This is a genomic window from Pseudomonas sp. N-1-13, assembly GCF_057787095.1.
Map to the genome: position 1 here is coordinate 1,787,808 of NZ_JBYNRI010000001.1, position 14,287 is coordinate 1,802,094.

The following is a 14,287-nucleotide window of genomic DNA, read 5'->3' on the forward strand; positions in this document are numbered from 1 at the left end:
AAATTAGGCTGAATGATAATGATTGTCAATTGAGAAGAAGAATTATTGATGCTGAGAAGTCCAGCGTGAGAACTGCGACCCGTTGCCGCGGTGTTCTGCTTTCCGGCGGGTCTGGATCAAGAGGCCGCTGACTAATTATTTGCCGGCGGTATCCGTTCTCAGGGATGAAGGTTTCGGGCGGCAGTCCCGATGCCGAACCGCATTCCGCAGGCCACCAGATACCACTAGCAAGCCGAATTTCAGGCAGGAAACCTCATGACCGACGCGTTCGAACTCCCCAGCACCCTGGCTCATGCCCTTCAGCGCCGCGCCGCGTTGTCGCCGGACCGTGTGGCCTTGCGCTTCCTTGCCGACGTTCCGGAGCAAAGTGTTGTACTGAGTTATCGCGACCTGGACCTGCGTGCCCGGACCATCGCCGCCGCCTTGCAGGCCGAAGCGGCGTTTGGTGACCGTGCGGTTTTGCTGTTTCCCAGTGGCCCGGACTACGTCGCGGCGTTTTTTGGCTGTCTGTACGCGGGTGTGATCGCGGTGCCGGCCTATCCGCCGGAGTCCGCCCGTCGCCACCACCAGGAACGCCTGCTGTCGATCATTGCCGATGCCGAGCCGCGTCTATTGCTCACCCGCAGCGATCTACGCGAGCCGCTGCAAGCCATCGAGTCGGCTCCGCCGGTGCTGTGCGTCGATACCCTTGATCCGGCCCGCGCCGGGCAATGGCTGCAACCGAATCTGCAGGACCATGACATCGCTTTCCTGCAATACACCTCCGGCTCCACCGCATTGCCCAAGGGGGTGCAGGTCAGCCATGGCAACCTGGTGGCCAACGAATTATTGATCCGCCACGGCTTCGGCATCGATCTGAACCCTGACGACGTGATCGTCAGTTGGCTACCGCTGTACCACGACATGGGCCTGATCGGCGGTCTGCTGCAGCCGGTTTTCAGCGGTGTGCCCTGTGTGCTGATGTCGCCCGCGTACTTCTTGGCCCGGCCGTTGCGCTGGCTGGAAGCGATCAGCGAATACGGCGGCACCATCAGCGGCGGCCCGGACTTCGCCTATCGGCTATGCAGCGAGCGGGTCAGTGAGTCGGCGCTCAAGCGCCTCGACCTGAGCGGCTGGCGCGTGGCTTATTCAGGCTCCGAGCCGATCCGTCTCGACAGCCTGGAACGCTTTGCCGAGAAATTCGCGCCGTGCGGCTTCACACCGGACAGTTTCATGGCGTCCTATGGCCTGGCCGAAGCGACCTTGTTCGTCGCGGGCACACCGCGCAGTCAAGGCATCCCGTCGTTGCAAATGGACGACACGGCACTGGCGCACCACCGTGCCGAGCCAGGGCAGGGCAGTACGGTGATGAGTTGCGGCGTGAGCCAGCCCGGGCATGCGGTGCTGATCGTCGAGCCCAACACCTTGCAGCCGCTGACCGACAACCGGGTCGGCGAAGTCTGGGCCTGCGGGCCGAGCATTGCGCATGGCTACTGGCGAAACCCTGAGGCCAGCGCCAAGACATTCGTCCAGTACGATGGCCGCACCTGGCTGCGCACCGGCGACTTGGGTTTCCTGCGTGAGGGTGAGCTGTTCATTACCGGCCGCCTGAAGGATCTGTTGATCGTGCGCGGTCATAACCTCTATCCCCAGGACATCGAGCAAACCATCGAGCGGGAAGTGGACGTCGTGCGCAAGGGCCGGGTGGCGGCGTTCGCGGTCGACGATGGCGGCGAGGAAGGCATCGGCATCGCGGCGGAAATCAGCCGCAGCGTGCAGAAGATCCTGCCACCCGAAGCGTTGATCAAAGCCATTCGCCAGGCGGTGGCCGAAGCCTGTCAGCAAGCGCCGAGTGTGGTGGTGTTGCTCAATCCGGGCGCGTTGCCCAAGACCTCCAGCGGCAAGTTGCAACGCTCGGCCTGTCGGACCCGATTGGCCGACGGCAGTCTTGACAGTTATGCGCTGTTCCCCTCAGTCGCGGTTGAAGCAAGCCCTGACGCTCGCTCGTCATCGCCGTTGCAAACATTGATCGGCCAGGTCTGGTGCGAACAGTTGCAGATTGAACACGTCCATGGCGACGATCATTTCTTCCTGTTGGGCGGTAACTCCATCGCCGCCACTCAAGTGGTCGCGCGGCTGCAAGAAAGGCTGGGGCTGGCGGTGAATCTGCGCTTGTTGTTCGAAGCGCCGACCCTCGCAGCGTTCACGGCAGCGGTGGCGAATCAGCAACAGGCAGGGGGCGAGGCCCAAGGCGTGATCAGCCCGTTACCGCGCCACGAAGCGTTGCCGCAATCCCTTGCCCAGAATCGGTTGTGGATCACCTGGCAACTGGATCCGACGAGCAGCGCCTACACCATCCCCGGCGGCTTGCACCTGCGCGGTGAGTTGGACGAAGACGCACTAAGGGCCAGTTTCCAGCAACTGCTCGAACGCCACGAAGCCCTGCGCACACGATTTCTGGAGCGCGAGGGTGTCGCTCTGCAACAGGTCGATCCGGCCGGTGAGTTCAAGCTGCGCGTGATCGACCTTAGCGACCTGCCCGCCGACCAGCGCGAAGTCCAGGCGCGGCAGATGCGTGACGATGAAGCGGCGCTGCTGTTCGATTTGCAGAAGGGCCCACTGTGGCGGGTCACCTTGTTGCGTCTTGATGAGGGGGACCACCAATTGTTGGTCACGCTACACCACATCATCGCCGACGGCTGGTCGATGAGCGTACTGATCGATGAGTTTTCCCGGTTATACGCTGCTGCATGCCAGGGGCAGGTCGCCGCGCTGGCGCCGTTGCCGTTGCAGTACGCCGACTACGGCAGTTGGCAGCGCCAGTGGTTGGCTCAAGGGGAGGCCGAGCGGCAACTGACGTACTGGAAACAGCAACTGGGCGACGAACATCCGACCCTCGCCCTGAGCACGGACCATCCCCGCAGTGCGCAACGCCAGCGCAGCGCCGCCCGCCATAGCCTGCGCCTGGACAAAGGCCTCGGCGATGCCTTGCGCCAAGTGGCCCAGGCCCACGATGCAACCCCGTTCATGCTGTTGCTGGCGGCCTTCCAGGCGCTGTTACAGCGTTACACCGGCCAGTCCGACATCCGCATCGGCGTGCCCAACGCCAACCGTCCACGCCTGGAGACCCAGGGGCTGATCGGCTTTTTCATCAATACCCAGGTGCTGCGCGGGCAGGTCGATTCACGCCAGCCGTTTGCCGCGCTGTTGGCCCAGGCCCGGGAGGCCACGCTCGGTGCCCAGGCCCATCAGGACCTGCCGTTCGAACAACTGCTCGAAGCGTTCCCCCAGGCGCGCGAGCAAGGTCTGTTCCAGGTGATGTTCAACCATCAACAGCGAGACCTGAGCGCCTTGCGTCGTTTGCCGGGGCTGTTGGCCGAGGAGTTGCCGTGGCACAGCCGCGAAGCCAAGTTCGACCTGCAACTGCACAGCGAAGAAGATCGCAACGGCCGGCTGACGCTGTCGTTCGACTACGCCGACGAGCTGTTCGAGGCTCCGACCATCGCGCGGTTGGCGATGCATTACTGCAACCTGTTGCACGCGGTCTGTGCCGATCCGCAGCAGGCCATCGGCGATGTGCCGTTATTGAGCGCCGATGAATACACCCAACAGCAGCAGTGGGGCGCGGCCCCGTGCGCGCCGGCCGGCCAATGGCTACCGGAGCTGTTGAACGAGCAGGCCCGGCGCACGCCGCAACGCACTGCGCTGCTGTGGGACGATGGCTGCCTGGATTACGCCGATCTGCACACCCAGGCCAATCGCCTGGCCCATTACCTGCGCGACAAAGGCGTCGGTCCGGACGTGTGCGTGGCGATTGCCGCCGAGCGTTCGCCGCAGTTGCTCATCGGTGTCCTGGCGATCCTCAAGGCCGGCGGCGCCTACGTGCCGCTGGATGCCGATTACCCGGCCGAGCGTCTGGCCTACATGCTCAAGGACAGCGGCGTCGATCTGCTGCTGACGCAAACTGCATTGCTTGAACGCTTGCCCCTCTGCGAGGGCGTCAGCGTCATCGCCATGGATGCCTTGCACCTGGAGCAATGGCCGAGCAACCCGCCGGGCTTGCACCTGGATGGCGATCATCTGGCCTACGTGATTTACACGTCCGGCTCCACCGGCCAACCCAAAGGCGTCGGCAACACCCATGCCGCCCTGGCTGAGCGACTGCAATGGATGCACGACACTTACGGGCTGGACGAAACCGATGTGTTGATGCAAAAGGCGCCGATCAGTTTCGACGTGTCGGTGTGGGAGTGTTTCTGGCCGCTGATCACCGGTTGCCAACTGGTGCTGGCCGGCCCTGGCGAACACCGTGACCCGCACCGCATCGCGCAGTTGGTCCAACAATTTGGCGTGACCACGCTGCACTTCGTGCCGCCGCTGCTCAGCCTGTTTATCGACGAGCCCCTGAGTGCCCGCTGCACCAGCCTGCGCCGGGTCTTCTGTGGCGGTGAGGCCTTGCCGGCCGAACTGCGCAACCGCGTGCTGGCGCAGCTGCCGTCAGCGCAATTGCACAACCGTTATGGCCCGACCGAAACCGCCATCAACGTCACCCACTGGCATTGCAGCGTCGCCGACGGCGAGCGCTCGCCCATCGGCCGACCGCTGGGCAATGTGGTTTGCCGCGTGCTCGACAGTGAACTCAATCCCGTGCCCGCCGGTGTGCCGGGTGAATTGTGTATCGGCGGCCTGGGGCTGGCGCGGGGTTACCTCGGACGTCCGGGTTTGAGCGCCGAGCGCTTTATCGCCGACCCGCTGGGCGTGGCGGGCACGCGGCTGTATCGCAGCGGTGACCGGGTGCGCTGGAGCGCCGATGGCGTGATCGAATACCTTGGCCGTCTCGACCAACAGGTCAAGCTGCGCGGCTTCAGGGTCGAACCACAGGAAATCGAAGCGCGGCTGCTGGCCCAGGACGGCGTGGCCCAAGTGGCGGTGCTGGTACGCGAGACCTCGGCCGGCCCGCAACTGATCGGCTATTACACCGCTTGCGATGTCGGGCAAGATCAGGACCTCCAAAACGCCCGACTCAACGCCGCCCTGGCCGCCGAACTGCCGGACTACATGGTGCCCGCGCAATTGCTGCGCCTGGACGCCATGCCCCTGAGCCCCAGCGGCAAACTCGACCGTCGTGCCTTGCCCGAACCGCACTGGCAAGTACGTGAACACGTCGAGCCGGTCAGTGCCCTCGAGCAGCAGGTCGCTGGCATTTGGCGCGACGTGCTGGGGCTCGACCGCATCGGTCTGCGGGACGACTTTTTTGCACTGGGCGGTCATTCGCTGCTGGCGACCCAGATCATTTCCCGCACCCGCCAGGCCTGCGATATCGAGCTGCCGTTGCGCACCTTGTTCGAGGCCAGCGAGTTGGGTGCGTTCGCCGAACAGGTGCGCTTGATAAAGGCCAGCGGCCAGACCAACCGGCAACCGCCGATCGAGAAGGTCGATCGCAGCCAACCGGTGCCGTTGTCTTATTCCCAGCAGCGCATGTGGTTCCTCTGGCAAATGGAGCCCGACAGCCCGGCCTACAACGTCGGCGGCATGGCGCGGTTGCGCGGGGTGCTGGATGTCGGGCGTTTCGAGGCGGCGTTGCAGGCGTTGGTCCTGCGCCATGAAACCCTGCGCACCACTTTCCCCAGCGTCGATGGCGTGCCCCGGCAACAGGTGCACGCCAACACCGGCCTGCGCATGGACTGGCAAGATTTCTCGACGTTGGCCGTCGATATTCGCCAACAGCGGGTGCAGCAACTGGCCGACAGCGAAGCCCACAAACCCTTCGACCTGGAAACCGGGCCATTGCTGCGGGTCTGTCTGGTCAAGACCGCCGAGCAGGAACATTACCTGGTGCTGACCCTGCACCACATCGTCACCGAAGGCTGGGCAATGGATATTTTTGCCCGGGAACTGAGTGCGCTGTACGAAGCCTTTATCGACGACCGTGAATCGCCACTGGAACCCTTGCCGGTGCAGTACCTGGACTACAGCGTCTGGCAGCGCCAGTGGCTGGAGTCTGGCGAGCGTCAACGGCAACTGGACTACTGGACCACACAACTGGGTCGCGAACAGCCGTTGCTCGAATTGCCGGGCGACCGTCCGCGTCCGCTGGTGCAAAGCCATCGCGGTGAATTGTTCCGATTCGACCTCAGTGATGATCTCGCCTCCCGAGTCCGCGCCTTCAACGCGCAACAGGGCTTGACCCTGTTCATGACCATGACCGCCGCCCTGGCCGTGCTGCTTTATCGCTACAGCGGCCAGACCGACCTGCGCATCGGCGCGCCGGTGGCCAACCGCATCCGTCCGGAAAGCGAAGGGCTGATCGGTGCGTTCCTCAATACCCAGGTGCTGCGCTGCCGGCTCGACGGGCAAATGTCGGTGGCTGAGTTGTTCGAGCAGGTGCGTCAGACGGTGATCGAAGGCCAGTCCCATCAGGATTTGCCGTTCGATCATCTGGTCGAAGCCCTGCAACCACCGCGCAGTGCCGCGTACAACCCGCTGTTCCAGGTGATGTGCAACGTGCAGCGCTGGGAGTTCCAGCAGAGCCGCACGCTGGCCGGGATGAGCGTCGAATACCTGGCCAACGACGCCCGGGCCACCAAGTTCGACCTGAATCTGGAAGTCACCGACCTGGACCATCGCCTGGGTTGCTGCCTGACCTACAGCACCGACCTGTTCGACGAACCGCGCATCGCCCGCATGGCCGGACACTGGCGCAATCTGCTGGAGGCACTGCTGGCCGATCCAACCCAGCGGCTAAGCGAATTGTCGTTGCTCGATGCCCGCGAGCAGCAACAGATGCTCGACAGCCTCGGCGTCGAACCCGGCGAACACCGCCTGGATCAATGCATCCATCAACTGTTCAGCGAACAGGCCCTGGCGCGCCCCGACGCACCGGCCCTGACCTTTGCTGGGCAGACCCTGACTTACGCCGAACTCGAACGCCGTGCCAACCGCCTGGCCTGGATGCTGCGCGAGCGCGGCGTCGGGCCGCAGGTGCGGGTGGGCCTGGCCCTGGAACGGTCGCTGGAGATGGTCGTTGGCCTGTTGGCGATCCTCAAGGCCGGCGGCGCCTACGTGCCGCTGGACCCGGAATATCCGCTGGATCGTTTGCATTACATGATCCAAGACAGTGGCCTCGGTCTGCTGCTCAGCGACCGGGCGATGTTCCAGGCCTTGGGCCCATTGCCGGCCGGTGTAGAGGGCTGGTGCCTGGAGGACGATAGCCCGGCCCTGGCCGGCTACCCGGACCAGGCACCGCCGCTGATCAACCTGCCGCAGCATCAGGCCTACCTGATCTACACCTCAGGTTCCACTGGCAAGCCCAAGGGCGTGGTGGTGTCCCACGGTGAAATCGCCATGCACTGCCAGGCGGTGATCCAGCGTTTTGGCATGCGCCCGGACGATTGCGAGCTGCATTTCTATTCCATCAACTTCGACGCCGCCACCGAGCGCCTGCTGGTGCCGCTGCTCAGCGGTGCCCAGGTGGTGCTGCGCGCACAAGGGCAGTGGGACGCCGAACAGATCTGCGGGCTGATTCGCGAACAACGCATCAACATCCTCGGCTTCACCCCCAGCTACGGCAGCCAGTTGGCGCAATGGCTGGCGACCCAGGGACAAACCCTGCCGGTGCGCATGTGCATCACCGGTGGCGAAGCCCTGACCGGCGAGCATTTGCAACGCATCCGGGCGGCGTTCAAGCCGAGCCTGTTCTTCAACGCCTATGGCCCGACCGAAACCGTGGTCATGCCACTGGCGAGCCTGGCCCCTGAGCAACTGGAAGAGGGCGCGGCGAGTGTGCCGATTGGCAGCGTGATCGGCGCGCGGGTGGCCTATATCCTCGATGCCGACATGGCCCTGGTGCCCCAAGGCGCCACCGGGGAGTTGTACGTCGGCGGCGCGGGATTGGCCCAGGGCTATCACCAGCGTCCGGGCATGACCGCCGAACGCTTCGTCGCCGATCCGTTTGCCGCCGATGGCGGACGGCTGTACCGCACCGGTGACCTGGTGCGCCAGCGCGTCGATGGTCAGGTGGAGTATTTGGGACGGATCGACCATCAGGTGAAGATCCGCGGTTTCCGCATCGAACTGGGGGAAATCGAAAGCCGCCTGCTGGAACATGACGCCGTGCGCGAGGCAGTGGTATTGGCGCTCGATATGCCAGGCGGTAAGCAACTGGCCGGCTACCTGGTGACCGACGTCGTTGAACAGGAAACCGAGCAACAAGCGGCCCTGCGCGAAGCGCTGAAAAATCACCTCAAGGCTCAACTGCCGGACTACATGGTGCCCACCCACCTGATCCTGCTGGCGAGCATGCCGCTGACCGCCAATGGCAAGCTCGACCGGCGTGCCTTGCCAATGCCGGATCCTGAGCTCAATCGCCAACATTACCTGGCACCGAGCAGTGCCCTGGAGCAGGCCCTGGCGGCGATCTGGTGCGACGTACTGAACGTGAAGCAGGTCGGCCTGAACGACAACTTCTTCGAACTGGGCGGCGACTCGATCCTGTCCATCCAGGTCGTCAGCCGTGCCCGGCAACAGGGCATTCACTTCACGCCCCGCGACCTGTTCCAGCACCAGACCGTGCAGGCCCTGGCCTGTGTTGCCAGCCACAGTCAGTCAGTGAGCGCTGAGCAGGGGCTGCTCGCCGGTGAGTCGGCGCTGACGCCGATCCAGCATTGGTTCTTCGATAGCAGGATTGCCAACCGTCACCACTGGAACCAGGCGTTGTTGCTGGAGCCGGCCATTACCCTGCAACCCTCCGTGCTGGAACAGGCATTGCGCAGCGTTTTCCAACAGCACGATGCGTTGCGCCTGGGCTTTGCCGAAATGGCCGGGCATTGGCGCGCCGAGCACCGACCATTGTCCGAAGCGGCGCTGTTGCGGCAGGTGGACGTGGAGAGTGAGCAGGCCTGTGAAACGGTGTTTGCCCAGACGCAGCGCAGCCTGAATCTGTCGAGCGGGCCTTTGCTGCGCGCGGTGTTGGCGCAGTTGCCCGATGGCCGCCAACGTCTGCTGATCGTGATCCATCACCTGGTCGTTGATGGTGTGTCGTGGCGGGTATTGATGGATGACCTGCAAACGCTCTACCGCCAGATCAGTGCCGGGCAAACCGCAGACCTGCCGGCCAAGACCAGCCCGTTCCGGGATTGGGCCGCACGCTTGCAGGCCTACGCCGGCAGCGAGTCGCTGCGCGAGGAACTGGGTTGGTGGCAAGCGCGGTTGAGCGGCCCGGATGTGGCGCTGCCCTGCGCCCATCCTGACGGCGGGCTTGAGGAACGTCACGCCGAAACCGTCAGCGTGCGCCTGGACGCCGAGCGCACCGGGCAACTGTTGCAACAGGCACCGCGGGCCTACCGCACCCAGGTCAACGACCTGCTGCTCACCGCCCTGGCCCGGGTGCTGTGTCGCTGGAGCGGCCACGAATCGGCGCTGATCCAGCTCGAAGGGCACGGCCGTGAGGCGCTGTTCGATGACATCGACCTGACCCGTACGGTGGGTTGGTTCACCAGCGTTTATCCATTGCGCCTGAGCCCGGCGGGTGACGACTTCGGCACCTCGATCAAGGCCATCAAGGAACAACTGCGCGCGGTGCCTCACAAGGGCCTCGGTTACGGCGTGTTGCGCTACCTGGCTGACGCCGCGACGCGCCAGGCGATGGCCGGCCTGCCGCACGCGGCGATCACCTTCAACTACCTGGGGCAGCTCGATCAGACCCTGGGCCACGACGCGCTGTTCCAGCCGCTGGACGCTGCGTTGGGGGCGATCCACGACCCCGATGCGCCGCTGCCCAACGAGCTGAGTGTCGACAGTCAGGTCAGCGGCGGCGAGCTGGTGCTGCGCTGGACGTTCAGCGCTGAGCGGCACGACCGCCAGGCCATCGCTGCGCTGGCCGATGCCTACCTCGATGAGCTGCAGGGCCTGATCGAACATTGCCTGACGGACGCGGCGGGCGGCCTGACGCCCTCGGACTTCCCCCTGGCGAAACTGACCCAGGCCCAACTCGACAGCCTGCCGGTGCCGGCCGCGCAGATCGAAGATGTCTACCCGCTGACGCCGATGCAGGAGGGCATGCTGCTGCACACATTGCTGGAGCCAGGCACGGGCCTGTACTACATGCAGGACCGCTACCGCATCAACAGCGAACTGGATCGGCAACGTTTCGCTCAAGCCTGGCAAGCCGTGATCGCTCGTCATGAAGCCTTGCGCGCGTCGTTCTGCTGGAATGTCGGCGAAGAAATGCTGCAAATCATCCACAAGCCTGGCAGCACGCCAGTGGATTATCTGGACTGGTGTGAAGTGCCCGAGGATCAGCAGGACGCCAAACTCCAGGCGTTGCTCAAGCACGAGCGCGAGGCCGGTTTCGATCTGTTGAACCAGGCCCCGTTCCACTTGCGCCTGATCCGGGTTGGCGCGGCGCGTTACTGGTTCATGATGAGCAACCACCACATCCTGATCGATGCCTGGTGCCGTTCGTTGCTGATGGAGGATTTCTTCGAGATCTACACCGCCCTTGGCGAACACCGCGAACCGCGACTGGCCGAGCCGCCGCGTTATCGCGATTACATCGGCTGGTTACAACACCAGAGTCTGGCCGAGGCGCGGCAATGGTGGACGCGCAACCTGCAAGGTTTCGAACGGACCACGCCGATCCCCACCGACCGGCCGTTGCTGCGTGAACACGCCGGTGACAGCGGCGGCATGATTGTCGGCGATTGCTACACCCGCCTCGATGTCCACGACGGTGCCCGGTTGCGCGAACTGGCCCAGGCTCATCAACTGACGGTCAACACCTTCGCTCAGGCCGCGTGGGCGCTGGTGCTGCGGCGGGTGAGCGGCGATCGGGACGTGCTGTTCGGCGTCACCGTGGCTGGACGCCCGGTGGAACTGCCGCAAATGCAACGCACCGTCGGCCTGTTCATCAACAGCATCGCCTTGCGCGTGCGGATGCCCGACGATCATCAGCGTTGCAGTGTGCGCCAATGGCTCAGTGAGTTGCTCGACAGCAACATGCAACTGCGCGAGTACGAATACCTGCCATTGGTGAGCATCCAGGAAGTCAGCGAACTGCCCAAGGGCCAACCGTTGTTTGACAGTCTGTTCGTGTTTGAGAACGCGCCGGTGGAAGTTTCGGTGCTGGATCGCGCCCAAAGCCTCAACGCCACCTCTGACTCGGGCCGCACCCACACCAACTTCCCGCTCACGGCGGTCTGCTACCCGGGGGATGACTTGGGGTTGCATCTGTCCTACGACCAGCGTTACTTCGATGAATCCACTGTCCAGGGCTTGCTGGGTGAGTTCAAGCGCTTGCTGCTGGCACTGATGGAAGGTTTTCACGGTGACATGGCCGAGCTGCCGCTGATTGACGCCCAGGAGCAGGACTTCCTGATCGAAGGCTGCAACCAGAGCGAGCGTGCCTATGCGTTGGAGCAAAGTTACGTCGAGCTGTTCGAGGCCCGGGTCGCGGCCCATCCGCAACGGGTGGCCGCCACCTGCCTGGACAGGACGTACAGCTATGCCGAGTTGAATGCACGGAGCAACCGCCTCGGCCATGCCTTGATCGCGTCGGGCGTGGGCCTCGATCAACCGGTGGCGTTGCTGGCCGAGCGCGACCTGGACCTGCTCGGCATGATCATCGGCAGCTTCAAGGCCGGTGCCGGTTACCTGCCGCTGGACCCAGGCCTGCCGAGTCAGCGTCTGAGCCGCATCCTTGAGCTGAGCCGCACGCCGCTGCTGGTCTGCACCCAGGCCTGTCATGCCCAGGCGCTGGCGCTGCTGGACGAGTCCGCCTGTTCCGGGCGGCCGAAGTTGCTGGTGTGGGAAAGCGTCCAGGCCAGCGATGTTTCGCAGCAAAACCCTGGCATCTACAGCGGCCCGGACAACCTGGCGTACGTGATCTACACCTCGGGCTCCACCGGGTTGCCCAAAGGCGTCATGGTGGAACAACGCGGCATGCTCAACAACCAGCTCAGCAAGGTGCCGTACCTGGCCTTGAGCGAGACTGACGTGATCGCCCAGACCGCCTCCCAGAGTTTCGACATTTCCGTCTGGCAGTTCCTCGCAGCGCCGTTGTTCGGCGCCCGGGTGGACATCGTGCCCAACGTTATCGCCCACGACCCGCAAGGGCTGCTCGAGCATGTGCAACGCCAGGCCATCACGGTGCTGGAAAGCGTGCCGTCACTGATCCAGGGCATGCTCGCCCAGGACCGCATCGGCCTGGACGGCCTGCGCTGGATGCTGCCCACTGGTGAAGCGATGCCGCCGGAGCTGGCCCATCAATGGTTGTTGCGTTACCCGGACATTGGCCTGGTAAACGCCTATGGCCCGGCGGAATGCTCCGATGACGTGGCGTTCTTCCGGGTCGACATGGCCTCGACCCGTGGCAGCTACCTGCCGATTGGTACGCCCACCGACAACAACCGTTTGTACTTGCTTGATGGTGCGCTGGACCTGGTGCCGCTGGGTGCGGTGGGCGAGTTGTGCGTGGCAGGCACCGGGGTAGGGCGCGGGTACGTCAGTGATCCATTGCGCACTGCCCCAGTGTTTGTGCCCAACCCGTTTGGTGCGCCAGGGGAGCGCTTGTACCGCACTGGCGACCTGGCGCGGCGGCGTCGCGACGGCGTGCTGGAGTACGTTGGACGCATCGATCATCAGGTGAAGATTCGTGGTTACCGCATCGAACTGGGGGAAATCGAAGCGCGCCTGCATGAACAGCCCGAGGTCCGCGATGGGGCAGTGGGGGTACAGGAAGGCGCCAACGGCAAGCATCTGGTGGGCTATCTGGTCGCCGCCGATTCGGCATTGAAGCCGACCGAACGCCTGGAACGCATCAAGCAGCGCCTGCGCGCCGAACTGCCGGAGTACATGGTACCGCTGCACTGGCTGTGGCTTGACCGCTTGCCCCTCAACGCCAACGGCAAACTCGACCGCAACGCCTTGCCGGCCCTGGAAATCGGCCAGTTGCACAGCCAGGATTACCAGGCGCCAGGCAATGAGCTGGAGCAGACCCTGGCGGACATCTGGGCCCAGGTGCTCAAGGTCGAGCGGGTGGGGGTGCGAGACAATTTCTTCGAACTGGGCGGCCACTCGTTGCTGGCGACGCAAATCGCTTCGCGGGTGCAAAAGGCCCTGCAACGCAATGTGCCGCTGCGGGCGATGTTCGAGTGCAGCACGGTGCAGGAACTGGCCGAATACATCGATGGGCTGGCGGCCAGTGAAATCACCGAGGAGAAGGTGGATCGGTTGAATGATTTGATGGCGCAATTGGAAGGATTGTAGTTCTGCGGCGTCTATAAGAGGCCTCATCGCGAGCAGGCTCGCTCCCACAATGGATTTGTGATCGACGCAAATCCCCGGTGGGAGCGAGCCTGCTCGCGATGGCGTCATTACTAACACCGCAAAGCCCACGGTTGACGCCTCGCCCCGTACGGCTCAGTCTCCCAAGGCTTTTTCTCCATTCAACACAAGGAGGTCATCAATGCCTTTTGCAACCCTTGATGGGCAATCACTTCACTACCTGGACCAAGGCCAGGGCCCGGTGGTGCTGCTGGGCAGCAGCTACCTGTGGGATCACACCATGTGGGCGCCGCAGATCGAGGCACTGTCCCGGCATTACCGGGTGATCGCCCTGGACCTTTGGGGCCACGGCCAGTCCGGGCGTTTGCCTGAGGGCATGACATCCCTGGACGATCTGGCTCGCCAGGCACTGGCGTTGATGGATCATCTGGAGGTCGATTGCTTCAGTCTGGTGGGGCTTTCGGTGGGCGGGATGTGGGGCGCACGGCTGGCGCTGATGGCGCCCAAGCGGCTTGAGGCGTTGGTGTTGATGGACACTTACGTAGGGGTCGAACCTGAACCGACTCGCCAGTATTACTTTTCGCTGTTCGACAAGATCGAAGCCAGCGGTAGCATCCCCGAGCCGTTGCTGGACATTGTCGTGCCGATCTTTTTCCGGCCGGGCATCGATCCGCAGTCAGCGCTCTACCAGCAGTTTCGCACCACACTGGCCGCACTGCCGACCGACCGCCTGCGCGACAGCGTCGTGCCGTTGGGACGGATCATTTTTGGTCGGGACGACATCCTGCCGCGCCTGCCTGAGCTCGACGCCGGGCGCACGCTGGTGATGTGCGGCGACCAGGACAAACCGCGACCACCGTCCGAGGCGCTGGAAATGGCTGAGCTGATCGGCTGCCCGCATGTGCTGATTCCAGAGGCGGGGCATATCTCCAACCTGGAAAACCCGGAATTCGTGACCCGAGCCTTGCTGGAGTTTCTGCGCAGCTGACCTGACGCCATCGCGAGCAGGCTCGCTCCCACATTTTGA

The 14,287-nt window shown here is 63.9% G+C and carries 2 protein-coding genes; both read left to right on the forward strand.

The window, feature by feature from the left end; genetic code table 11:
* The first annotated feature begins 255 nt into the window (after positions 1–255).
* Positions 256–13,242, forward strand: a complete 12,987-nt coding sequence (locus AC3I65_RS08235; RefSeq protein ID WP_488523617.1) for a non-ribosomal peptide synthetase — start codon at positions 256–258, stop codon at positions 13,240–13,242.
* 199 nt (positions 13,243–13,441) lie between these two features.
* On the forward strand, positions 13,442–14,248 hold the full coding sequence (locus AC3I65_RS08240; protein ID WP_488523618.1) for an alpha/beta fold hydrolase: 807 nt from the start codon (positions 13,442–13,444) through the stop codon (positions 14,246–14,248).
* The last annotated feature ends 39 nt before the right edge of the window (positions 14,249–14,287 follow it).

Bases quoted from the DNA above. Each gene is read 5' to 3' on its own strand.
- AC3I65_RS08235 (WP_488523617.1), top strand. From the start codon at position 256: ATGACCGACGCGTTCGAACTCCCCAGCACCCTGGCTCATGCCCTTCAG.
- AC3I65_RS08240 (WP_488523618.1), top strand. From the start codon at position 13,442: ATGCCTTTTGCAACCCTTGATGGGCAATCACTTCACTACCTGGACCAA.